The following is a 22,650-nucleotide window of genomic DNA, read 5'->3' on the forward strand; positions in this document are numbered from 1 at the left end:
AATAACGCGAGAAGTTCGTTCGCGCGGCGGGGCGTGGGTTCAGGTGGGAAGCGAGTCGCGGACCACCTCGGCCCAGCAATTCGGCGTCTCGTACAGACGCACTTTGTGCAGGCGCAGGTTCACGCCGTAGTGCGCGTCGTAGACGTTCGCGAGAATGTCGAACGCAATCGCGGCGAGGTTTTCGACGGTCGGAATGCGATCGATCACGACCGTCTTGTGATCCGCCATGCTGTCGAGGAAGCCACGCACCTGCGTGTCGCCTTCGTAGACGAGAAACGCGTGGTCCCACTTGTCGACCAGGTGCTCGTTGGCGAGCGACTTCACGTCGGCGAAGTCCATCACCATGCCGCGATCGGGCGCGCCTTCGGTGTCGACCAGATCGCCTAGCAGCGTGATTTCGAGCACGTAGCGATGGCCATGCAGATTACGGCACTGGCTGCGGTGATCGGGAATGCGGTGGCCCGCGTCGAATTCGAGTTTTCGGGTAATCGTCAGCACGGCAAATCAGGGAATGTTCAGATACTTGTGAGTCTGCATCGACAGGCGCCACTGCGGATGACGTTTGCACCAGTCGATCGCGAGCTTCGTGTTGATGTCGCGCGACGGGCCGTCCATCGGCTGGACGAGGAAATACTCGAAGTCGAGCTTGGCGTAGTCGTCGAGGCGCTGGTTGTCCTGCGGGATCACGACTTTCAGTTCGTTGCCCTTCGTCACGACGAGCGGCGCGTCGGCCTTCGGGCTCACGCAGATCCAGTCGATCGTGTCGAGCACCGGCAGCGAGCCGTTGGTCTCGATCGCGATCTCGAAGCCGGCCGCGTGCAGCGCGTCGACGAGCGGTTGATCGAGCTGCAGCATCGGCTCGCCGCCAGTGCACACGACGAAGCGTTCGCCCTCGCCTTGCGGCCATTGCGACGCGATCATCGCGACCAGTTCGTCAGGTGTGCGGTACTTGCCGCCGTTCTCGCCGTCGGTGCCGACGAAATCGGTGTCGCAGAAACGGCAGACGGCGTCCGCGCGATCCTCTTCGCGGCCGGACCACAGATTGCAGCCCGCGAAACGGCAGAACACGGCCGGCCGCCCGGCATTCGCACCCTCGCCCTGCAACGTGTAGAAAATTTCCTTGACCGCGTACGTCATGCTGCTTTCTGTCCTGTGTTCCTGAATCAATGATGCTCAATGATGGGCGCTCTCGCGCGAGCCGTCAGACCGGCTCGGTGACTTTTTCGCCGGCGAGATAGGCCTCATAGCCGCGTTTGCGCAACCGGCATGCCGGGCATTCGCCGCAGCCGAAGCCCCATGCGTGCAACTCGGCCCGTTCGCCGACGTAGCAGGTATGCGTCTCGACACGCACCAGTTCCACCAATGCGTCGCCGCCGAGCGCGCGCGCGAGGCGCCACGTGTCGGCCTTGTCGAGCCACATCAGCGGCGTCTCCAGCGCGAAGCGCGTGTCCATGCCGAGATTCAGCGCGACCTGCAGCGCCTTCATCGTGTCGTCGCGGCAATCGGGGTAGCCCGAGAAGTCCGTCTCGCACATCCCGCCGACCAGCACCTGCAAACCGCGCCGATACGCGATGGCCGCGGCGATCGTCATGAACATCAGATTGCGGCCCGGCACGAACGTGTTCGGCAACCCATTGGCCGTGGCTTCGATTTCGATCTCGCGCGTCATCGCGGTGTCGCTGATCGCGCCGAGCAGCGACAGGTCGATCGTGTGATCGTCGCCGAGACGATCGGCCCACGCCGGAAACGCACGCGCGACGGCCTGACGGAATCCTTCGCGGCATTCGAGTTCGACACGATGACGCTGACCATAATCGAAGCCGACCGTTTCGACCGTGTCGTAACGGTCGAGCGCCCACGCGAGACACGTGGCAGAATCCTGGCCGCCGGAAAACAGCACGAGCGCGCTACGCTTAGCGTCTTTGCGGATCACCGTGATACTCCGTGAATGAGAGTGCCACGTCGCGCTGCGCGAGGTGCGCCATGCAAGCAACGCGGCGCGACGTGTGCCGGCACTGTGCCGGCCCAAAGCAGTATAGGTCGCGCGTTGCGCGGGAACGTGGCTGGGCGCTTATACCGCCGATCGTCGGGCGAAGGATTGGGTGCTTCGGTGCGACATGCTCGGCACTGCATTCGCGCGGTGCACGACCGCGTCCGACGCCTGCATGCAAGTCCTTGAACTGGCGCGATTTTATCACGCGACACCGAATGTCGCCGACGCCAGCTGTCTCACGCGCGCGGCTTCAACTGCATGGCAAGCCGAAGTGACGACTTGTCCGCCAAACGGAAAAGCCCCAGGGAATCTTGCGATTTCCTGGGGCCGAATCCTGGTGGCCTGGGGCGGAATCGAACCACCGACACGCGGATTTTCAATCCGCTGCTCTACCAACTGAGCTACCGGGCCAACGAAGAACGAAACTATATCAAGCGATCCGCAGTTCAGCAAGCCCTTTCATAAATAATCTGCCGGGCCGCGTTCGCATGCAACACGTGGCGCTCACTCCCCTTTGTTCTTGCCGAGATCGACGCCGAGTTGCTTCAGCTTGCGATAAAGATGCGTGCGCTCGAGACCGGTCTTCTCCGCGACACGCGTCATGCTGCCGTTCTCGCGCGCGAGGTGATATTCGAAGTACGCGCGCTCGAACGCATCGCGCGCATCGCGCAGCGGAATGTCGAACGAGATCGACGCGGTTTGCGCGACGAGCGTGCCGCCGCCGACGCCATCGGACGACAGTATCGGCAACGCGGCCGCCGACGCGACTGACGATGCGCTGACCGGCAACGCCGGCTTCGCAGCCACGCCGCCAGGCACGGCCGCCGCGTTACCACGCGCGAGTCCCTGCTCGACCGCCTTTAATAGCTTCTGCAACGCGATCGGCTTTTCGAGGAAGTTGAGCGCGCCGATCTTGGTGGCCTCGACCGCGGTGTCGATCGTCGCGTGACCGGACATCATGATCACGGGCATCGTCAATTGACCTTGCGCGGCCCATTCCTTGAGCAGCGTCACGCCGTCGGTGTCCGGCATCCAGATGTCGAGCAGCACGAGGTCCGGCGCCTGACGCAGACGGAACTCGCGCGCCTCCTGCGCGTTTTCAGCGGCCTCCACGACGTGTCCCTCGTCGCTGAGGATCTCCGAGAGCAGTTCCCGGATGCCCATTTCATCATCTACCACCAGGATGGTTGCCATTTACGCTGCCCTTGTCTGCACTGTTGCTTTTGTCGTTCCCTGCGACGCGCCGCCGTGCGCCGGATGGGCACCCGAACCAGGTGCACCCGGCTGCGCGGGGTCGTCCGCCAGTTGAAGGAAGAGAATCGAAATCTGCGCGCCTTCGATCACGTCGCCGGCCTTCATGCGATTGCGAATGTCGATGCGCGCGCCATGTTCGTCGACGATCTTCTTGACCATCGCAAGTCCCAGACCCGTACCCTTGGCCTTGGTCGTCACGTACGGCTCGAACGCGCGCGTGAGGATACGCGCGGGGAAGCCTGGTCCGTTGTCCGACACTGTCAGACGGACCGCGACGCGCGCCTTGCCTTGCGCGTCGGGGTCTCCGTATTCTACTGTCCTCGTCTCGAGCAAAACACGCGGATGCGCGACTTCGGCGACCGCGTCCTGCGCGTTCTGCAGCAGGTTGTGGATCACCTGTCGCAACTGCGTCGCGTCGCCGCGTATCGCGGGCAAGGTCGCCAGCTCGACCTGGATCGCGCCCTTGCCTTCTTCGATACCGTACAGCGTGAGCACCTCGCTGACCAGACCATTCAATTGCAGATGCGCGAGTACCGCGGGCGGTGTGCGCGCGTAGTCGCGGAAATCGTCGACCATCTGCTTCATCGCGGCGACCTGATTGACGATCGTCGTCGCGCCGCGCTTCAGCACGTCCGCATCCGACGGCGCGAGCTTGTCGGCGAGCTTCATCTGCAATCGTTCGGCCGACAGTTGAATCGGCGTGAGCGGATTCTTGATCTCGTGCGCGAGGCGCCGCGCGACTTCGCCCCATGCGATCGAACGCTGCGCGGAGATCACGTCGGAGATGTCGTCGAACACGATCACGTAGCCCGCGGTCTGCATGCCTTCAGCGTCGCGCTCGTTCGCCGCGACGAGGCGCGCGCCGCGCACGAGCAGCGTGAGCGGCTCGGTTTCGCCGGGCACCGGCACCGAGAACTGCTGCTGCCAATGGCCGTTGTCGTCATGGCCGTCTTCACTCGCCGCTTCGCGATCGGCGAATGCCTTGCGCACCATCGCGCCGAATTCGCCGAGCACGCCGATCTGATCGAGCGACGAGCCGAGCACCGTCTGGAACGGCTGACGGAAAATCCGCTCGGCGCCTCGATTCGCGGTGGTCAGCCGGAATTGCCGGTCGAACACGAACACACCCGCGGTCAGGTTCGCGAGGATGCTCTCGAGATACGCCTTCGAATGCTCGAGCGCGATACGATTTTTCTCGACCGCCCCGCGCGCTTCCGACAACTGCCGCGTCATCGCATTGAACGACTGCGTGAGGAAACCGAGTTCGTCGCGCGACTTGATCTCGCGCTTTGGCGTGTAGTCGCCCTCGGTAATTTCCTTCGTGCCCTGCGCGAGCAGGAATAGCGGCCGCGCGAGCTGATTGCCGAGCGCCAGCGCGAGCATCATCGCGATGAAAGTCGCGAGAAACAGCGACAGGGTCAGCGTGCCGATGTACATCTTGCGCAAGCCGGTGCGGCCGAGCGCCTTCTCCTGATACTCGCGATACGCGCGCTGCACCGAGTCGGCATTGCGCGCGAGTGTCGTCGAGACCGGCTGCGTCAGTTGCAGGAAGCGCTCGGCGGGCTGCAACAGCGACGCGTTCGCATCGGGAATACGCTGCACCACGCGCAGACGCAGCGCTCCCTTGCCGCCGTGCGCATTCGGATCGCCGTCCACTTCGCCTTCGATCGCCGCATAGCCGTGGCCACGCGCCTGCTCGATCATCAGCGGTGTCGGCAGATCGTTCGGCAGCAGCATCGCGTAGTTGCCGGACGCCTGCGCGACCACGTGCATGTCCGGCGTCGCGCCAGACATGCTGCGGGTCGGCTCGACGATCGTCGCGTCCTGCACACCGAACTGGTCGCGCAACCGCAGCAGCGTCAACGTGGTGCCGGCCGCATCCGCGCTCGCGAGCTGCTCGGACATCAGACGCGCCTTCGTCTGCAGATCGGACAGCGACGCGTCGAGCATGCCGCGCCCGAGGTTGAGGCCGGACGCGAGCGCGGTTTCGACGTTCACGTCGAACCACGACTCGATGCTGCGCGACACGAACTGATACGACACGATGTAGATGATGCCGCCCGGCACCACACCGACCAGCGCCATGAAGAACGCGAGCTTCGCGAGCAGCCGTGTGCCGAATTTGCCCGTGCGTAATCGCACGATGATGATGACGACGAGCGTCGCCACCACCAGCAGAAAGATCAACGCGACCGCGACGTTGGCCGCATACAGCCACTGGTAATAGCGGTCGAAGAATTCGGTGTTCGCGCTGGCGGCGGCCAACAACACGAGCAGCAACACGGCCGTCACCGCGACCGTCGATACGAGCACGCGCACGACGATGCTGCTGACACTGGTGGAAGATGAGCGCACTTTATTTAGCACGATCGGCGGCCGTGAAAGTGAAGCGCTTCCAATCGGAGGCGAGGTTCCAGTCGCGGTTGTTCACCGCGTCGATCTGGAACGGCTTGGGCATCAGCCCGATGTCGAGTTGCATGCGCACGGACGCGTTATAGGTTTCGCCGACCCGCACCTGATTGCGGTCGATCACGTGCCACGACGTCACGTGCTTGATCACCGCGAGCGCATCGTTGAGCGTGGAAAAGCCGAGCTGCAAGCCGCCCGACTGCACGCTCGACACGCGATATTCGCGCGTGAGTGGCTGGAACGACAGCCGCAAACTTTGCGACACGCTGACCGGCTGCTCGTCGAACCAGTACCAGCGCGGCCGGCTCAGTTCGAAATCGGTCGTGAAATAAAGCGGAATGCCTTTGTTGACCGCGTCTTCGAGATTGCTGTTCAGCTGGAATTCGAAATGCGCGTCGAGACTCCAGCCGCCGTTGTCGGCCTGCAGCGACGCCCGCTGCACCGCTATCGAGTCAGCGTGCGCCGCGCCCGGCGCTGCAAGCCAGACGGCCAGCGCGATCCAGAGCACGGCAGCGAGCCGAAGCGGGAAGAAGCGTTTTATGGTCACCGTTTCTGAAAGCGCGCGTAGAAAAATCCGTCGTGGTCTGAGTTCGTGCCGGCGCTGAATTCAGCGGGTCGTCCAGCATGAGAACCGGCCGATGGGTCGGCGGGCGCGCGAGCAACTGAGGGTAAAAGCTGCCCCGGCGCGTCCAATCGTACCGCATCCTGGTGCTGGTTTCCAAACCACTGTGCCTGCAACTCGCCCTCTTCGGGGAAGATCGAACAGGTGACGTAAAGCAACTCGCCGCCCGGTTTCACGAGCGGCCACAGCGCGTCGAGAATGCGGCGCTGTTCGGCGACGAGCGCGGCGATATCGGACTGACGACGCAGCCAGCGAATATCCGGATGACGCCGCACGATGCCCGACGCCGAGCACGGCACGTCGGCGAGGATGCGGTCGAACGGCTGGTCGAGGTCGTCGTGCCACTGCGCGGGGTTGCCCGCGTCGCCGATGCGCACTTCCGCTTCGAGCTTCAGACGCCGCAGGTTTTCGCCGATGCGGCGCGCACGAGACGCATCGCTTTCGAGCGCGACCAGTTGAACGTTGGCGAGTTCGAGCAGATGCCCGGTCTTGCCGCCAGGGGCCGCGCATGCGTCGAGCACGCGCATGCCGTCGCGCACGCCGAGCAATTGCGCGGCGAGTTGCGCCCCTGCGTCCTGCACGGACACGACACCTTCGCTGAAGCCCGGAATGCGCTCGACCGGCATTGGCGTCGCGAGCGTGACCGCGTACTCGCCAGCCTTGCTTGCGGCGATCTGCTGGCGTTGCAGCACTTGCAGATAGGCGTCGACCGTCGAATGGCGCGCGTTCACGCGCAACGTCAGCGGACCTTGCGTGTTGCCGGCGGCCAGCACCGATTGCCACGCCTCGGGCCATGCGCGCTTCACCGCGTCGATCCACCAGGCCGGATAGTTCCAGCGCGCTACTTCATCGGCTTGCACCGAGGCGAGCAACGTGTCGCGCTCGCGCAAGAAGTTGCGCAGCACCGCGTTGACGAGCCCCTTCGCGAACGCGAACTCGCGACGCGCGCCAATCACCCTGACCGCCTGGTCGACGACCGTGAACGGCGTGTAGGCGGCGCTCGCTTCGTCGTCGACGAGCAGCGCGAGCGCGCACGCGAGCACATGCGCGACGTGCGGCGGAGGCGCCTTCTTCACCAGCTTCGCGATCAGCCACTCGGCGGTTGCGAGACGGCGCATCGTGCGATAGGCGATATCCTGCACCGCGCCGCGCGCCGCTGCGGCGTTGTCCTCGGGCACCGCCACGAAAACGCTTTGCAGCGCCGCGGGCAAGGCCGCGCCGAGACGCACGGCGCCGACGGCCTGGGCCGCGCAATCGAGTGCGAACCCGAGCGATTCGGGCGACAGTTGCAGCGTCGACAAACGGGATTCGCGCGAATGCGCCGACGAGGAAGCAGAACGCGAAGAAGGCTTTGGAGTCATGAAGGGAGCAAGGGCAAGCCGCACGGTGCGCGCGGCGCAATCAGCGCACATTGTAGCGTGGCGCCGGTGGGGCGCTGCCATGCGTGGGTGGTGGCCGCAGACGCTGTCGCGCAGTGGCGACGAACGGTGCGAAAAAAAGCGGGCCTCGCGGGCCCGCTCTTCAGTACTTCAGGCTCGACGCGCCGAGCGACGCGGCGCCTCAGTCGAAGCGCCCGGTGCGCGCCATTTCCATCAAACGCGCGATGCGTTCCTCGGTCGCCGGGTGCGTCGAGAACAGACTCGCGATACCGCCGCCCGACAGCGGATTCATGATCATCATCTGCGCGGTGGCCGGATGCGCCTCGGCCGTCGGGAACGGAATGCCGCTCGCATAGCGATGGATCTTGTCGAGCGCCGACGCCAGTGCCTGCGGGTCGCCCGAAATCTGCGCGCCGCCCCGGTCGGCTTCGAACTCGCGCGCACGCGAAATCGCCATCTGGATCAACGCACCCGCAATCGGCGCGAGCAGCGCAACCGCGATGCTCGCGATCGGGTTGGCGGGACGGCCGTTTTCGTCGCGGCCGCCGAAGAACATCGCGAAGTTAGCCAACGCGGAAATCGCGCCGGCCATGGTCGCCGAAATCGTCGAGATCAGAATGTCGCGATGCTTCACGTGCGCGAGTTCGTGCGCCATTACGCCGCGCATTTCGCGCTCGGACAGTACGCGCAGAATGCCGGTGGTCGCCGCGACTGCCGCGTGCTCCGGGTTGCGACCGGTGGCGAACGCGTTCGGCGCGTCTTCGTTGATCAGGTAGACGCGCGGCATCGGCAGGTTCGCGCGCGTGGCGAGATCGCGCACCATCCGATAGAACTGCGGCGCGCTGTTTTCGTCGACTTCCTGCGCGTTGTACATGCGCAGGACCATCTTGTCGGAGAACCAGTACGAGAAGAAATTCATCCCAAGGGCGATCACGAGCGCGACCATCATGCCGCGCGACCCGCCGATCATCCCTCCGATCACGATGAAAAGGGCCGTAATCGCGGCCATCAACATCGCGGTTTTCACCCAGTTAAACATGTCTGCAACTCCTTGCCCCGAGCGTGGCCTTCATCTCCGTGCCGCGCGATTGCGGCGCCAGATTGTAAGCGAAATGTTAGATATGGGCGGTGCGGGAAAATTCAATCATCGCGAGGCGCTCGCGAGTTTGATGCCCAGGCCGACGAACGCGCTGCCGACGCCGCGATCGAGCCAGCGCTTGACCGCCGGTTTGCCCGAGAAACGCTGCGTGACGCTTCCCGCGATCCACGCGACGAAGCTGTTCCAGACCATGCTCATCAGCACGAAGACCGCGCCGAGCGTGAGAAACGCGAAGGTCTTGTGTTCGCTGCCCGTCGTGACGAATTGCGGGAAGAACGACACGAAGAACAGCACGACTTTCGGGTTCAGAACGTTGGTCCAGAAGCCTTGCAGGAACAACTGCCGCAGCGACTTCGGCGTGGACGACGCGCGCGCGTCGCCGACCGGCGCATCCGCGGCCGGTTTCGTGAAGATCAGGCGCACCCCCAGATAGATCAGATAAATCGCGCCGACGAATTTGACGATGGTGAACGCCGTGGCCGACGCGGCCAGCAGCGCGGTCAGCCCAAACGCGCAGGCAAGCGAGTGAATGCAACAGCCCGCCGAAATGCCGAGCGCCGACATCAGCCCCGCGCCGCGGCCCTGGGCGACGCTGCGCCCGACGATATAAGCGGTATCCGGCCCCGGCGTGATGTTCAGGAGAAAAACCGCGACGATGAAAAACTCGAAATGGACGATGCCGAACATGTGATGCACCCTCGAAAACCTGGTCTGCTGCATGGAGGATTCTAACGCGCGTCGCGCTCGCGGCGGGCGCGGAGAACACCGGCCGAATGGACGATGCTCCGGCGTGCGAGACGCGCTTATTGCGCCTCGGGAAGCTGGAAGCGCTGGCCTGCGGCGAGCGGCGAGCCAGCAATGAATTCGCGCACCGGCAGGCGCTTGCCGCCGGGCTTCTGCAATTGCGTCAGACGCAGTGCACCTTCGCCGCAAGCGACCAGCACACCGTCGGGCGCAACTTCGACGATGGTGCCTGGCGCCTTGTTGCTGCCCGACGCCGGCGAGGCTACGGCGGTGGCGGCCCAGATCTTGACGGTGCTGCCGTCGTCGAGCGTGCCGGCGCCGCCGGGGAACGGGTCGAACGCGCGCACCTGACGCGCAAGCGCCTCGGCCGGCCGGCGCCAGTCGAGCGCCGCTTCGTGCTTGGCGGTTTTCTCGGCGTAGGTCACGCCGTCGGCCGGTTGCGGGATCGACGTCAGCTTGCCGCTGCGCTCGAGCTCGATCAGTGCGTCGACGATCAGTTGCGCGCCGTCCCCGGCGAGGCGGTCGTGCAGCGTGGCGGTGGTGTCGTCGGCGGAGATGGGGGTGCGTACTTCGGAAATCATCGCGCCGGTGTCGAGTCCAGCGTCCATCTGCATCAGCGTGATGCCGGTTTGCGCGTCGCCCGCCTCGATCGCGCGATGAATCGGCGCCGCGCCGCGCCAGCGTGGCAGCAGCGACGCGTGGATGTTGATGCAGCCGAAGCGCGGAATGTCGAGCACTTCCTGCGGCAGGATCAGTCCGTAGGCGGCGACAACCATCACGTCGTGCGGCGTCGCGCGCAGTTGCTCGATGCCGGCGGCGGCTTCCTGTGGATATTTGCCAGCGCGGCGCAGCGACGCGGGCTGCGCAACCGCGAGGCCGTGCTCCTGCGCGTAGCGCTTGACCGGACTCGCCTGCAGCTTCATGCCGCGACCCGCCGGCCGGTCCGGCTGCGTCAAGACGAGCGGCACGGCAAACCCGGCGCCATGAATCGCGGCTAGCGCGGCCGCGGCGAATTCCGGTGTGCCGGCAAAGATGACGCGCAACGAATGACTCATGAATGGGGCGATAGGCAAGTTGAAAGCGCGTTACATCGCGTGGGCGAGCTTCTTCATCTTGCTCTTGATGCGCGTTTGCTTCAGCGGCGACAGATACTCGACGAACACGTGGCCCATCAGGTGATCCATTTCGTGCTGAATGCACACGGCGAGCAGCCCCTCGCAATCGAGCTCGAACGTTTCGCCCTTCTCGTTGAGCGCACGCACGCGCACTTTCTCGGCACGCTCGACGTTGTCGTAGATCCCGGGCACCGACAGGCAGCCCTCTTCCGACAACTTCCTCTCATCGCTCGACCAGACGATTTCCGGATTGATGAACGCGAGCAGTTCGTCGTGCGTTTCCGACACGTCGATCACGATCACGCGTTCGTGCACGTCCACCTGGGTGGCGGCGAGGCCGACGCCGGGCGCCGCGTACATCGTTTCGGCCATGTCCGCGACGAGACGGCGGATACGGTCGTTGACCTCCGGGACTGGCTTCGCCACCTTGTGCAGCCGTTTGTCCGGGTAATTGAGGATGCTCAGTAAAGCCATGATTTCGAGTGTGATTTGAGACGCCGCCAACCGTTGGCGGCTCGCGTTGGCCATTTGGCCAGGTTGTGAGCCCGTCGTAATACGCAGAGGATAGATGATGTCGAACCGGTTCGATTCAACGCGCCTCGTGCGCCCGACGACGAACCCGCGCCGGTAAGCACGGCGCCGCGATTATTCGCGGCTCATTGCCGTTTTATTTCCGCGTTTTTATTTCGGATGATGAAAATTTTAGCATGGCGCCCGCCTGCCCGCAGGCCCCGCCAGAGGAGCGACCCGCATGCAGACCTTGCCCGCGACCCGTATCGAACTTGCCGCCTGGCTGCGGTTGTCACTTGCGCCGGGCCTAAAACCCGCGGCGTTGCGCCTGTTGCTGGGCGCATTCGGGCTGCCGCAGGCGCTGTTGGCGCAGTCGCCGGAGACGCTCGCGGAGGTCGCCGGAGACGCCGCGGCGCGCGCGGTGCTGGCGCCGCCGGGTCCAGCGTTCGACGGCCAGCTCGATGCGGTGCTCGCATGGCGCGAGCAGCCGGGCAACCAGATCGTCACGCTCGACGATCCCGCCTATCCGCCCGCGCTGCTGACGTTGCCCGATCCGCCACCCCTCCTATATATAAAAGGCCGGCTTGAGCTGCTGCATACGCGCGCGGTCGCGCTCGTAGGCAGCCGCAGCGCGACGCCGCAGGGCATCGAGGATGCGCGGCGGTTCGCGCGAGAACTGTCGGCGGCGGGCGTGACGGTCGTATCGGGGCTCGCACTCGGCATCGACGGCGCCGCGCATCGGGGCGGGTTGGAGGGTGTCGGCGGAACGGTCGCGGTGGTCGGCACCGGCGCGGACCTCGTCTATCCCGCCGCGCATCAAGCGCTCGCGCGGCAGATCGCGGCGCAGGGTGCGATTCTCTCGGAGTGGCCGCTCGGCACGCCGGCACGCGCCGCCAACTTCCCACAGCGCAACCGGCTGATCGCTGGGCTGGTCAGCGGAGTCGTGATCGTCGAGGCGGCTATGCGTTCCGGTTCGCTCATTACTGCGCGGCTTGCCAATGAGATGGGGCGTGACGTGTTCGCGTTGCCCGGATCGATTTACGCGCCGTTGTCGCGCGGCTGTCATCGGATGATCAAGCAGGGAGCGCGGCTCGTGGAAACGCCTGACGAGGTGCTGGAGGAGCTCGGTTTTGCCCGGCGGCCGGCGGGCGATGCGAGACGCTCGGCGAAGCGGGCCGTGCCGCTGGAGCATGCGGGTTTGCACGTTTCGTCGGGTGGGACCGCTTTGCCCGCTACGACCGCAGCCTTCGCCGACTCACCGGCGTCCGGGCCGGCCCCGCAGCCGGCGCTCGCCCCTGACGCACAGCGTCTGCTCGCCGCGCTCGGCCATTCGCCGACCACGCTTGAAATTCTCGCCGCCCGTACCGAGATGGAGAACGCCGCCCTGCACGCCGCCTTGCTCCGGCTCGAACTCGCCGGCGAGGTCACGCTGCTGCCCGGCGGCCGCTTCATGCGAGCCCATCATGACTGAGCCGAGACTGACCGGCGTCAATGCAGATTGGCAACTTTTCGCGACCGGCCATGCTACATTCGCGCCAAAGCACCCGACAAAACACACAAGGAAATCACTTCATGCCCGCGCTGAACCTCGACACCGACCAGGACCGGATCGCCGAGCGCGTCAACGAACCCGACACGCTGTTCGTTGCATGCCTGTGCGCGGAGTGGTGCGGAACGTGTCGCGAGTACCGGGACTCCTTCAACCAACTGGCCGAGCGGCACCCGGAAGTCTGTTTCGCATGGATCGACATCGAAACTCATGCGGATCGGTTCGACGATCTGGACGTCGAGAATTTCCCGACCGTCCTGATCGAAGACTCGGTGACGACACGGTTTTTCGGTACGGTTTTGCCACAGGTGTCGATCGTCGAGCGGATGCTGTCGGATCTGACCGCGCTGCCCGGCGTAACCGGAGCGCCGAAGCTCCGACCGGCGCTGGCGGTCGCCTGAAGGCGGCCTCGCGCGCCGCCCGGTCAAACGGAAAGCCTCGCGACGCGCGGCTTGCGGCACAGGCCCCCGCCGATCATTTGGGACGGCATCGCGGCTGGCATCGCTGTCCGCACGCGGCGTTTGCCGCAGTTGATCAACCGCCGGACGCGCAATTATGATGACGCGCTTTTATGGCACTTGACCCGTTGGGTTCGCACCTTGTGCTATAAAGCGGTCGTTATTGGATCGAAAGAGGTCTCAAGCGAGCGTCTCGCGCCATGTTGGCCCTCAAGGCCACCAACCCGGATCTACCAACCTCACATCGAGTCATGTCCAAAGCACTGATCATCGCCGAAAAGCCTTCTGTCGCGAACGACATCGCGCGCGCTTTGGGCGGCTTTACCAAGCATGACGAGTACTACGAAAGCGACGACTACGTCCTTTCATCGGCAGTGGGCCACCTGCTGGAAATCGCCGCGCCCGACGACTACGAAGTCAAGCGCGGCAAGTGGAGCTTTGCCAATCTGCCCGTCATTCCTCCGCATTTCGATCTGAATCCGATCGCGAAGAGCGAGTCGCGCCTGAAGGTGCTGACCAGGCTGATGAAGCGCAAGGACATCGACCGTCTGATCAACGCATGCGACGCGGGGCGCGAGGGCGAACTGATTTTCCGCCTGATCGCGCAGCACGCGAAAGCCAAACAGCCGGTGCAACGGCTGTGGCTGCAGTCGATGACGGCCGGCTCGATCCGCGACGGTTTCGCGCGTCTGCGCAGCGACGAAGAGATGCAGCCGCTCGCCGACGCGGCGCGCTGCCGCTCGGAGGCGGACTGGCTCGTCGGCATCAACGGCACGCGCGCGATGACCGCGTTCAACAGCAAGGGCGGCGGCTTTTTCCTGACCACGGTCGGGCGCGTGCAGACGCCGACGCTTTCGATCGTCGTCGAGCGCGAAGAGAAGATTCGACGCTTCGTGCCGCGCGACTACTGGGAAGTGAAGGCGGAGTTCGTCTGCGCGGGCGGCTTCTACGAAGGCCGCTGGTTCGATCCGAAATTCAAGCGCGATGAGTTCGATCCGGAGAAGCGCGATTCGCGCCTCTGGGCGTTGCCAGCGGCAGAGACGATTGTCGCGGCTTGCCGCGGCCAGCTCGGCACGGTGACCGAGGAGTCGAAACCGTCGACGCAGCTGTCGCCCGCGCTCTTCGACCTGACCAGTCTGCAGCGAGAAGCCAACGGCCGCTTCGGCTTTTCGGCGAAGAACACGCTGGGTCTCGCTCAGGCGCTGTACGAAAAGCACAAGGTTCTGACCTATCCGCGTACCGACGCGCGCGCGCTGCCGGAAGACTATCTGGACACGGTCAAGCAGACGCTCGGCATGCTCAAGGAGAGCAACAACTACCTGCCGTTCGCGAAGCAGGTGCTCGACAAGGGCTGGGTGAAACCGAACAAGCGCATCTTCGACAACTCGAAGATCAGCGACCACTTCGCAATCATCCCGACGCTGCAGGCGCCGAAGAATCTGTCCGAGCCGGAGCAGAAGCTCTACGACCTCGTCGTGAAGCGCTTCCTCGCCGTGTTCTTCCCTGCCGCCGAATCCCGAGTGACGACGCGTATCACCGAGGTGGTCGGCCATCACTTCAAGACCGAGGGCAAGGTGCTCGTCGAGCCGGGTTGGCTGCAGATCTACGGCCGTGAAACCAGCGGCGATGACGCGAACCTCGTGCCGGTGCAGAAGGACGAAAAGGTCAAGACCGACAAGATCGCCGCGCAGCAACTGATCACGAAGCCGCCCGCACGCTACAACGAAGCGACGCTGCTGTCGGCGATGGAAGGTGCGGGAAAACTGGTCGAAGACGACGAATTGCGCGAAGCGATGGCGGCCAAGGGGCTCGGCACGCCGGCAACGCGCGCGGCGATCATCGAAGGTTTGCTCACCGAAAAGTACCTGATCCGCGAAGGCCGCGATCTGATTCCGACCGCCAAGGCCTTCCAGCTGATGACGCTGCTACGCGGCCTCGGCGTGAAGGAGCTGACTGCGCCGGAGCTAACCGGCGAATGGGAATACAAGCTGTCGCAGATGGAGCGCGGCAACCTGCCACGCGACGCGTTCATGCAGGAAATCGCGCGCATGACGCAGACTATCGTCAAGCGCGCGAAGGAATACGATTCCGACACGATCCCGGGCGATTACGCGACATTGCAGACACCTTGCCCGCATTGCGGTGGCCAGGTGAAGGAAAACTACCGGCGTTTCGCGTGCTCGAAGTGCGAGTTCTCGATCTCGAAGATTCCGGGCGGCCGTCAGTTCGAGATCGCCGAAGTCGAAGAACTGCTGCAGAACAAGACGATCGGGCCGCTGTCGGGCTTCCGCAGCAAGATGGGGCGGCCGTTCTCGGCGATCCTGAAACTGTCGCTCGACGACGAGATCAAGAATTACAAGCTCGAGTTCGACTTCGGCCAGGACGCGGCCGGCGAAGACGGCGAGCCGCCCGACTTCTCCGATCAGCAGCCGGTCGGCGCGTGTCCGAAGTGCCAAGGCCGCGTTTTCGAGCATGGCATGAGCTACGTCTGCGAAAACTCGGTGGCGAATCCGAAGTCGTGCGACTTCCGTTCCGGCAAGGTGATCCTGCAGCAGGAAATCGCCCGCGAGCAGATGGCCAAACTGCTCGAGGAGGGTCGCACCGATCTGCTGACGAACTTCAAGTCGTCGCGTACCGGCCGTAACTTCAAAGCTTTCCTCGTCAAGCAGAACGACGGCAAGATCGGCTTCGAATTCGAGAAGAAGGAGCCGGCGGCGGCGAAGACCGCAGCGGCGAAGACTTCGGGTGCTCGTTCCGCGGCCAAGGCGATGCCGGAAGCGGACGAAGGTGATACCGCGGTGGCCGTGAAGGCCGAGCCGGCGGAAAAGAAGGTGGCGGCGAAGAAGGCGCCCGCCGCCAAGTCCGCGGCGGCCAGGAAGGCACCGGCGAAAAAGACCGCGGCGCGAAAAACCGGCTAGTGGGGCGAGATTCGGACCGGCGGCTCGCGGTGGTAGCAGGAATAGCTACATTAGCCACCGCAGTCGGCGATCCGTGCACAGCCCGCGGTGTAGTCCGCATCTGTCCATGAAAAAAGGCGCAGTCACTTGAGGTGACTGCGCCTTTTTAATGCCGGCCCGCATCGCTGCGGGCTTCGACATTCAGAGATTTACAACGGCGACAACGCCGTCGGGCGTGGACTGCGATTGGACGACTTCGTCATCGGCTTCGGCACGGCCGGCGACAGCTCGCTATCGAGAAGCCGCGACAGCGGCTCGGCGCCATCGAACGCTTCCGGTGCGCGCGACTCGGCAGTCTCGAACGCGGCCGACGTCGCCGGACGCTCCAGACCGTCCTTGATCCACTGCTCGCCGAGCACGCTGTTCGGCGTCTGGTTGAAGTGCTCGACCAGATGGTCGATGAACGTGCGCACCTTGGCCGGCAGGTGACGGCGGCTTGGGTACGCAATATTGATCTCGACCTGCGGCAAACGGTAATCGCCGAGCAAACGCACGAGCCGGCCGCGCGTCATGTCGCGACCGATCAGATAGCTCGGCAGAATCGCGGTGCCCATGCCGAGCAGCGCAAACTGTCTCAGCATCTCCGTGTTGTTCGCGACGATCACGTTCGACGGCCGCACGCGCACTTCGCCTTCCGGCCCCGTAAACACGCGTTCATCGCCCCAGTATTCGGATGGCAGGCTCAGGCACGGGTGCTCGAGCAGATGTTCGGGACGCGTCGGCATGCCATGCTTTTCCAGATAAGCCGGCGTCGCGCAGACGGTCATGCAGCCCGTGGTCAGACGCCGCGTAACGATACTCGCGCTGCGCATTTGCCGCGCGATCACGACGCCGACGTCGAAGCCCTCCTCGACGAGGTCCACCTGACGATCGACCAGCGTGACGTCGGGAATCACTTTTGGATAGCGCTCCGCGTACGTTTGCAGCACGGGCGCGAGGTTATGCAGCCCGAACACGACAGGCGCGACGACGCGTAGCGTGCCGACGGGTTCGTGATTGCGAGCGACCACCATCTGTTCGACGTCTTCCAGTTCGTCGAGAATCTGACGGGCGCGCTCGAGGTAGACCTGACCGGATTCGGTCAGCGACAAGCTGCGGGTCGTGCGATTGAGCAGCCGCGTACCAAGACGGCCCTCGAGGTCGGCAACGTGACGGGTGGCGACCGCGTTGGAAATATCCATGGCGCTCGCGGCGCGGGCAAAACTGCCGAGATCCGCCACCTTGACGAAAACTCGCATCGACTGCAAATGATCCATATGACAACTCCCTGCCTTGTTACTGCTTCCTGACAATTGGTGAAAACCAGTGAAGCGAACTTGGAATTCTCCTACGACTCGCAAAATCGTGCAGAAGTTGCCCGCAAAATAGGAAATATTGTCAATTTTGGTACGACTGTGTCGATAAAACCGGGGTCTGACCAGCGGTTATTCCCAAATCAAAAACAATCTGCTGCGCTGCAGCTCGCTCCGTTTTTTTTGTTCGAACAGGCGCAACGGTCGTTCGGCCGTTGCGGAACTCGAAAAAACGGAAATAAACCGTGCGCCCAAACGAAAAAACCGCCCGAGGGCGGCTTTTTATGCTGAGTGTGCACTCACATAATCAAGCTGTGAGTTTTTCCTCGAGCGCGCGCTTCGCCTCAGTCAGTGCCGGCGGCAGACCGTGTTGCAGCGTGTCAAACAGCTTCGCGTGCAACACGAGCTCGTCGCGCCATGCAGCGTCATCGACGGAAATCACCTGCTCGAACTGCTCGCGGCTGAAGTTCAGCCCGCTCCAGTCGATGTCCTCATAGTGCGGCGAAATGCCGAACGCATGCTCTTCGCCCTGCGCGGTGCCTTCGATGCGGCCCACCATCCAGCTCAGCACGCGCATGTTCTCGCCGAAGCCAGGCCACACGAACTTGCCGTCCGCGCCCTTGCGGAACCAGTTCACGCAGAAGATTTTCGGCAGCTTCGCGCTCAACTGCTGCAGACGCTCGCCGGTCTTCAGCCAATGAGTGAAATAGTCGCTCATGTTGTAGCCGCAGAACGGCAGCATCGCGAACGGATCGCGGCGCACCACGCCCTGTTGTCCAGCCGCCGCGGCGGTGGTTTCAGAGCCCATCGTCGCCGCCATGTAGACGCCCTCGACCCAGTTGCGCGCTTCAGTGACGAGCGGCACGGTGGTCGAGCGGCGGCCACCGAAGATGAATGCGTCGATTGCGACACCGGCCGGGTTTTCCCAGTCCGCGTCGATCGACGGGCACTGCGAAGCCGGCGCCGTGAAGCGCGCGTTCGGATGCGCCGCCTTGCGGCCGGTTTCCTTTGCCTCGGCCGGCGTCCAGTCCTTGCCCTGCCAGTCGATCAGATGCGCCGGCGGCTCGTCGGTCATGCCCTCCCACCAGACGTCGCCGTCGTCGGTCAGCGCGACGTTTGTGAAGATCACGTTTTCCTTCAACGTGGCGAGCGCATTGTAGTTGGTCTTTTCGCTCGTGCCCGGCGCAACGCCGAAGTAGCCGGCTTCCGGATTGATCGCGTACAGGCGGCCGTCCTTGCCCGGCTTGATCCACGCGATGTCGTCGCCGATCGTCGAGATTTTCCAGCCGTTCAGGCCCGCCGGCGGGATCAGCATCGCAAAGTTGGTCTTGCCGCACGCCGACGGAAACGCCGCCGCCACGTGATGCTTGCGCCCGTCCGGCGAGGTGACGCCGAGAATCAGCATGTGTTCGGCGAGCCAGCCCTCGTCGCGGCCCATCGTCGATGCGATGCGCAGCGCGAAGCACTTCTTGCCGAGCAGCGCATTGCCGCCATAGCCCGAGCCAAAGCTCCAGATTTCGCGCGATTCGGGGAAATGCACGATGTACTTGGTCTTGTTGCAAGGCCACGACACGTCCTGCTCGCCCGCCGCGAGCGGCGCGCCGACCGAATGCACGCATGGCACGAACTCGCCGTCCTCGCCGAGCACGTCATACACCTTGCGGCCCATGCGCGTCATGATGCGCATATTGGTCGCGACGTACGGGCTGTCGCTCAACTCGACGCCGATATGCGCGATCGGCGAGCCGAGCGGGCCCATCGAGAACGGCACCACGTACATCGTGCGGCCGCGCATCGCGCCATCGAACAGGCCGTCGAGCGTCGAGCGCATTTCGGCCGGGGCGATCCAGTTGTTGGTGGGGCCGGCGTCCTCGGCGCGCTGCGAGCAGATGAAGGTGCGATCCTCGACGCGCGCGACGTCGGACGGATCGGACCAGGCGAGATAGGAATTGGGACGCTTGGCGGGGTTGAGTTTCTTCAGCGTTCCGGCTTCGACCATCTGCGCGCACAGGCGGTCATATTCTTCCTGCGAGCCGTCGCACCAGACCACTTTTTCAGGCTTGGTCAGCGCGGCGATGCGCTGGACCCAGTCGATCAGCTTGCGGTGTTTGATCCATGTGGGCGCCTCGATAGTGGGCTGGCCTTCGAACGAGGGATGATTCATCGACTTGTCTCCGTTTGAAGCAATAGAAAAACGGTACAAGCCCGGGGACGCTGCATGCGAGAGGCATTGAATTCATCGCGCCGACGTGTCAATTTTCCACTGGCGGCGCATGATCGCGCAGATCGTCCTGGGCCACACAGCTTGCCAGGCGGAGGCACGCTTCCTACAAGGCTTCTGCAACCTTGTGTAAAGCGGCTTGCCTCAACACGCAACAAACTGCTAAAAACGTTCTCAATTCGCCCTCACGTAGCGTTGCCGTTCCGTTTGTGTGCGACAGCTTCTACGGTAGGACATCTAGCCAGACCAACGTGTGAGCTAAGTCACATGATGGGACAGTCAGCATAACATTCGGTTCGCACCAACGAGGTGCGCCGCAAATTACATACCATGAAGATTGCCATCCTCGACGATTACCAGGACGCCGTTCGCAAGCTCGACTGCTTTCAATTGCTGGCCGACCAGGAAGTCAAAGTATTCAACAATACCGTGCGCGGTCTCGGACAACTTGCGAGCCGTCTTGCGGAAGTCGACGCCCTCGTTCTGATTCGCGAGCGTACCCGCATCACGTCGCAACTACTCGACAAGCTGCCGCGTTTGCGCATGATCAGTCAGACTGGCAAAGTGTCGAGCCACATCGATCTAGCGGCCTGTACCGAGCGCGGCATTGCCGTGCTCGAGGGCAGCGGTTCGCCGGTCGCGCCGGCCGAACTGACGTGGGCACTCATCATGGCCGCCCAACGGCGTATTCCGCAATACGTGGCAAACCTTAAACAGGGCGCCTGGCAGCAGTCGGGGCTGAAGACGTCGGCGCTGCCGCCGAACTTCGGTTTGGGGCAAGTGCTGCGCGGACAGACGCTAGGGATCTGGGGCTACGGCAAGATCGGCCGACTGCTCGCTGGCTACGGCAAGGCGTTCGGCATGAACGTGCTGATCTGGGGCCGCGAGCACTCGCGCGAAGCCGCTCGCGCCGATGGCTACAGCGTCGCGGCGAGTCGTGAGGAACTGTTCGAGACCAGCGATGTGCTGTCCCTGCATCTGCGTCTGCACGACGACACGCGTGGCATCGTCAAGCAGGACGATTTGATGCGCATGAAACCGACCGCGCTGCTCGTGAACACGAGCCGCGCCGAGCTGCTCGAAGAGAGTGCGCTGGTGAACGCGCTGTCGCACAACCGTCCGGGGATGGTCGCGATCGACGTCTACGAAAGCGAGCCGATCCTGCAAGGCTATAGCCTGCTGCGCATGGAGAACGTGATCTGCACGCCGCACATCGGCTACGTGGAGCGCGAGAGCTACGAGCTGTATTTTTCGGCGGCGTTCAACAACGTCCTCGCGTTCGATGCCGGCGATACCGCCAGTGTCGCGAATCCGGAGGCGTTGCAGGGCGGGCGTCGGCGGTGATTGGTGGGCGAGGCGGCCGGCGGATCAGCTGTGTGCCCGCCCCGCCCTGTCGCGTCGCTCATCGCGCTTCGTGCGCTCCCGCCTCCATCAATGCAGGGATGCGTTCAAGGAAGACCTCACCGTCGGCACGGCCAAGGTTATAGGCGTGCACCATCTGCGACGGACTCGTGTAATCCCAACTCGAAATCGGCACCTTGCGCGACGGTTGCACGTAAAGCCGCTGCTGCACGCCGTGTGGCACGACGAACATCTGCGGCCGCGGATAAAGACGCGTGACCATCACGAGCACGTTGCCCGGCGCGTCGGCATCTAGCGCGCCGACCGGCACGTTGTCGACCATGCCGCCGTCCAGCACCGGCCGGCCGTTGCGCCGCAGAACCGGCGTGAACGGCGGTGTACTCGACGATTGCAGGATCAGGTCGGCCAACTCGTCGACGCTTGCGCAATCCTGCGCGCGCACGAATTCCGGATGAAAGCCCAGCGTCCGACCGAGCGTCGGATGCAGCGTCTTGCGCACGTATTTTTCGATGTTGTACGCGACCAGCCCTGCCGCGACCGCACTTCTCGCGCCGAGCCAGCGCGGCAGATGCGACACGCCGACGCGGATTTCCGGCGCCTGCGCGAGCCTGGAAAACTTGTCGCCATAGATATCGAGCAGCGCCTGACGGTAGATCCGGTAATGCGGGAACACCGACTCGCCGCGCAGCAGATTGCCCCAGTATGCGTTGCGCGTGTTGTGGCGCAGCGCGTCTTCGTAATAGCGCATAACCCAGTCGGCGTCGCCGCGCGTGTAAATCATGCACGCGGTTGCGGCGCCGGCCGAAATGCCGGTGATCACGCGCGGACGGATGTCGAGCTGCGGCTGCACGACGTCCCAGAAACCCGCCTGCCACCAGCAGCGGTTGCCGCCGCCGGCGAATACGACCTGATCGAACATGCTGCTTTTCCTTGCTTTCCTTTGCTCTTGCTGCGCGCAGATTGTGTTGGCGGCCCCCTCGGGTCCGACGCGCATTCACTCGAGCAGCGCGTAAGTCGTAGTGGCTTGAACCGCCATGTTGCCGCCTTCGTCGAACAGTTCGACTTCGCCAAACACGAGATTGCGGCCCATGCGCAGCACGCGCGCCTTGATCAGCACATCGCCCTTGCGGACCGCGCGCATGAAGTTGATGTTCAGCGACACCGTGCTCATCGGCTTGAAGCCGCCGAGCGCGGCGGTGATGGCGACGACCATCGCCGTATCCGCGGCCGCCATGAATACCTGGCCGCTGATCATGCCGCCCGAGTGTCGCCACTCGCCAGAGAACGGCAGACGCAGCGTGGCACTTTCCTCGTCGACCTTGATCGGCGTCAACGTGAGCGCCCGGACCCATGGGGCGAGAACTCGGTCGAGCAGCTCGGTAATCTCTTTGTCATTCATGGGAATCCCCGGGCGAAAGCCGCGATGCTGCGGGCGGGAGGTGTCCGCGACATGATACCGGCAGCGTTGGACGCGTCGATGTTTTCGGGATGGCGGCTTTGTCGAGGGAACGCTCAAGTTCAGGCGATGCGATCTTTTTAATAACACTGCGAAAAGGGCTTGGCAATCTCAAAAAGATCCTGCATAATTTCGCTTCTGTTGGGGCGTTAGCTCAGTTGGTAGAGCAGCGGACTCTTAATCCGTAGGTCGAGTGTTCGAGTCACTCACGCCCCACCAAAGAATTCAAG

At 63.8% G+C, this 22,650-nt stretch carries 20 protein-coding genes and 2 tRNA genes; 6 read left to right on the forward strand and 16 right to left on the reverse strand.

The features are described from left to right. Positions 1 to 39: 39 nt before the first annotated feature. From queD to def, 12 genes are all read right to left on the reverse strand, one after another. Positions 40 to 495 carry a 6-carboxytetrahydropterin synthase QueD gene (gene queD, locus OKW35_RS08680; protein ID WP_184061034.1) on the reverse strand — a complete coding sequence of 152 codons (456 nt, stop codon included), beginning with the start codon at positions 493 to 495 and terminating at the stop codon, positions 40 to 42. Positions 496 to 504: 9 nt separating this feature from the next. Then, positions 505 to 1,137 carry a 7-carboxy-7-deazaguanine synthase gene (gene queE, locus OKW35_RS08685; protein WP_184060905.1) on the reverse strand — a complete coding sequence of 211 codons (633 nt, stop codon included), beginning with the start codon at positions 1,135 to 1,137 and terminating at the stop codon, positions 505 to 507. Between the two features lie 64 nt (positions 1,138 to 1,201). Further along, on the reverse strand, positions 1,202 to 1,933 hold the full coding sequence (gene queC, locus OKW35_RS08690; protein ID WP_429407813.1) for a 7-cyano-7-deazaguanine synthase QueC: 732 nt from the start codon (positions 1,931 to 1,933) through the stop codon (positions 1,202 to 1,204). A 395-nt stretch (positions 1,934 to 2,328) separates the two neighbouring features. Next, positions 2,329 to 2,404, reverse strand: a tRNA-Phe gene (locus OKW35_RS08695). A 93-nt stretch (positions 2,405 to 2,497) separates the two neighbouring features. Then, the gene (gene esaR, locus OKW35_RS08700) at positions 2,498 to 3,187 is read right to left on the reverse strand and encodes a response regulator transcription factor EsaR (protein ID WP_184051110.1); all 690 of its coding nucleotides are present in this window, start codon (positions 3,185 to 3,187) and stop codon (positions 2,498 to 2,500) included. Further along, on the reverse strand, positions 3,188 to 5,614 hold the full coding sequence (locus OKW35_RS08705; RefSeq protein WP_184060907.1) for a sensor histidine kinase: 2,427 nt from the start codon (positions 5,612 to 5,614) through the stop codon (positions 3,188 to 3,190). It abuts the gene before it with no gap. After that, a complete protein-coding gene (locus tag OKW35_RS08710) occupies positions 5,604 to 6,203 on the reverse strand; it encodes a DUF4390 domain-containing protein (RefSeq protein ID WP_184025788.1) in 600 nt (199 codons plus the stop codon). Before OKW35_RS08710 ends, OKW35_RS08705 begins: the two co-directional genes overlap by 11 nt. Continuing rightward, a complete protein-coding gene (gene rsmB / locus OKW35_RS08715; protein WP_429551712.1) occupies positions 6,200 to 7,639 on the reverse strand; it encodes a 16S rRNA (cytosine(967)-C(5))-methyltransferase RsmB in 1,440 nt (479 codons plus the stop codon). The genes OKW35_RS08710 and rsmB overlap by 4 nt, the downstream gene beginning before the upstream one ends. A 199-nt stretch (positions 7,640 to 7,838) precedes the next feature. Next, positions 7,839 to 8,696, reverse strand: a complete 858-nt coding sequence (gene htpX, locus OKW35_RS08720) for a zinc metalloprotease HtpX (RefSeq protein ID WP_018418965.1) — start codon at positions 8,694 to 8,696, stop codon at positions 7,839 to 7,841. Between the two features lie 105 nt (positions 8,697 to 8,801). Further along, entirely contained in the window at positions 8,802 to 9,443 is a 642-nt protein-coding gene (locus OKW35_RS08725; RefSeq protein ID WP_187631072.1) for a LysE family translocator, read from the reverse strand. 116 nt (positions 9,444 to 9,559) lie between these two features. Then, positions 9,560 to 10,555, reverse strand: a complete 996-nt coding sequence (gene fmt, locus OKW35_RS08730) for a methionyl-tRNA formyltransferase (RefSeq protein WP_429551713.1) — start codon at positions 10,553 to 10,555, stop codon at positions 9,560 to 9,562. 30 nt (positions 10,556 to 10,585) lie between these two features. After that, entirely contained in the window at positions 10,586 to 11,089 is a 504-nt protein-coding gene (gene def / locus OKW35_RS08735) for a peptide deformylase (protein WP_090805503.1), read from the reverse strand. Positions 11,090 to 11,366: 277 nt separating this feature from the next. Here def and dprA point away from each other — a divergent pair, with 277 nt between their 5' ends. From dprA to OKW35_RS08750, 3 genes are all read left to right on the forward strand, one after another. Then, positions 11,367 to 12,596, forward strand: a complete 1,230-nt coding sequence (dprA, locus tag OKW35_RS08740) for a DNA-processing protein DprA (protein ID WP_429356406.1) — start codon at positions 11,367 to 11,369, stop codon at positions 12,594 to 12,596. A 101-nt stretch (positions 12,597 to 12,697) separates the two neighbouring features. Then, the gene (locus OKW35_RS08745) at positions 12,698 to 13,075 is read left to right on the forward strand and encodes a thioredoxin family protein (protein ID WP_018418960.1); all 378 of its coding nucleotides are present in this window, start codon (positions 12,698 to 12,700) and stop codon (positions 13,073 to 13,075) included. Positions 13,076 to 13,383: 308 nt separating this feature from the next. After that, positions 13,384 to 16,050: a DNA topoisomerase III gene (locus OKW35_RS08750; protein WP_429356405.1), complete on the forward strand. Its 2,667-nt coding sequence runs from the start codon at positions 13,384 to 13,386 to the stop codon at positions 16,048 to 16,050. 188 nt (positions 16,051 to 16,238) lie between these two features. Here OKW35_RS08750 and OKW35_RS08755 read toward each other — a convergent pair whose 3' ends face one another. Next, on the reverse strand, positions 16,239 to 17,345 hold the full coding sequence (locus tag OKW35_RS08755; RefSeq protein ID WP_429551714.1) for a LysR family transcriptional regulator: 1,107 nt from the start codon (positions 17,343 to 17,345) through the stop codon (positions 16,239 to 16,241). Positions 17,346 to 17,384: 39 nt separating this feature from the next. On the opposite strand from OKW35_RS08755, the gene OKW35_RS08760 reads away from it, so the two are divergent. After that, entirely contained in the window at positions 17,385 to 17,672 is a 288-nt protein-coding gene (locus OKW35_RS08760; protein ID WP_429551715.1) for a hypothetical protein, read from the forward strand. A 16-nt stretch (positions 17,673 to 17,688) separates the two neighbouring features. On the opposite strand, the gene OKW35_RS08765 is transcribed toward OKW35_RS08760, so the two are convergent. Beyond that, on the reverse strand, positions 17,689 to 19,545 hold the full coding sequence (locus tag OKW35_RS08765; protein ID WP_184060914.1) for a phosphoenolpyruvate carboxykinase (GTP): 1,857 nt from the start codon (positions 19,543 to 19,545) through the stop codon (positions 17,689 to 17,691). A 387-nt stretch (positions 19,546 to 19,932) separates the two neighbouring features. On the opposite strand from OKW35_RS08765, the gene OKW35_RS08770 reads away from it, so the two are divergent. After that, positions 19,933 to 20,946: a D-2-hydroxyacid dehydrogenase family protein gene (locus tag OKW35_RS08770; protein ID WP_429551716.1), complete on the forward strand. Its 1,014-nt coding sequence runs from the start codon at positions 19,933 to 19,935 to the stop codon at positions 20,944 to 20,946. Between the two features lie 58 nt (positions 20,947 to 21,004). On the opposite strand, the gene OKW35_RS08775 is transcribed toward OKW35_RS08770, so the two are convergent. Beyond that, positions 21,005 to 21,883: a patatin-like phospholipase family protein gene (locus tag OKW35_RS08775; RefSeq protein ID WP_429551717.1), complete on the reverse strand. Its 879-nt coding sequence runs from the start codon at positions 21,881 to 21,883 to the stop codon at positions 21,005 to 21,007. Between the two features lie 75 nt (positions 21,884 to 21,958). Beyond that, on the reverse strand, positions 21,959 to 22,363 hold the full coding sequence (locus tag OKW35_RS08780; RefSeq protein WP_187612114.1) for a PaaI family thioesterase: 405 nt from the start codon (positions 22,361 to 22,363) through the stop codon (positions 21,959 to 21,961). A 200-nt stretch (positions 22,364 to 22,563) separates the two neighbouring features. Between OKW35_RS08780 and OKW35_RS08785 the strand changes: the two genes are divergently transcribed. Beyond that, positions 22,564 to 22,639, forward strand: a tRNA-Lys gene (locus tag OKW35_RS08785). Positions 22,640 to 22,650 lie beyond the last annotated feature (11 nt).

This window comes from Paraburkholderia sp. MM5477-R1, assembly GCF_050436385.1.
GTDB classification, from domain to species: domain Bacteria; phylum Pseudomonadota; class Gammaproteobacteria; order Burkholderiales; family Burkholderiaceae; genus Paraburkholderia; species Paraburkholderia tuberum.

Coding starts and splice junctions, on each gene's coding strand:
- OKW35_RS08770 (WP_429551716.1), top strand. CDS start 19,933: ATGAAGATTGCCATCCTCGACGATTACCAGGACGCCGTTCGCAAGCTC.
- OKW35_RS08765 (WP_184060914.1), bottom strand. CDS start 19,545: ATGAATCATCCCTCGTTCGAAGGCCAGCCCACTATCGAGGCGCCCACA.
- esaR (WP_184051110.1), bottom strand. CDS start 3,187: ATGGCAACCATCCTGGTGGTAGATGATGAAATGGGCATCCGGGAACTG.
- rsmB (WP_429551712.1), bottom strand. CDS start 7,639: ATGACTCCAAAGCCTTCTTCGCGTTCTGCTTCCTCGTCGGCGCATTCG.
- def (WP_090805503.1), bottom strand. CDS start 11,089: ATGGCTTTACTGAGCATCCTCAATTACCCGGACAAACGGCTGCACAAG.
- OKW35_RS08750 (WP_429356405.1), top strand. CDS start 13,384: ATGTCCAAAGCACTGATCATCGCCGAAAAGCCTTCTGTCGCGAACGAC.
- OKW35_RS08775 (WP_429551717.1), bottom strand. CDS start 21,883: ATGTTCGATCAGGTCGTATTCGCCGGCGGCGGCAACCGCTGCTGGTGG.
- OKW35_RS08725 (WP_187631072.1), bottom strand. CDS start 9,443: ATGTTCGGCATCGTCCATTTCGAGTTTTTCATCGTCGCGGTTTTTCTC.
- OKW35_RS08780 (WP_187612114.1), bottom strand. CDS start 22,363: ATGAATGACAAAGAGATTACCGAGCTGCTCGACCGAGTTCTCGCCCCA.
- OKW35_RS08755 (WP_429551714.1), bottom strand. CDS start 17,345: ATGGATCATTTGCAGTCGATGCGAGTTTTCGTCAAGGTGGCGGATCTC.
- htpX (WP_018418965.1), bottom strand. CDS start 8,696: ATGTTTAACTGGGTGAAAACCGCGATGTTGATGGCCGCGATTACGGCC.
- OKW35_RS08745 (WP_018418960.1), top strand. CDS start 12,698: ATGCCCGCGCTGAACCTCGACACCGACCAGGACCGGATCGCCGAGCGC.
- queE (WP_184060905.1), bottom strand. CDS start 1,137: ATGACGTACGCGGTCAAGGAAATTTTCTACACGTTGCAGGGCGAGGGT.
- fmt (WP_429551713.1), bottom strand. CDS start 10,555: ATGAGTCATTCGTTGCGCGTCATCTTTGCCGGCACACCGGAATTCGCC.
- dprA (WP_429356406.1), top strand. CDS start 11,367: ATGCAGACCTTGCCCGCGACCCGTATCGAACTTGCCGCCTGGCTGCGG.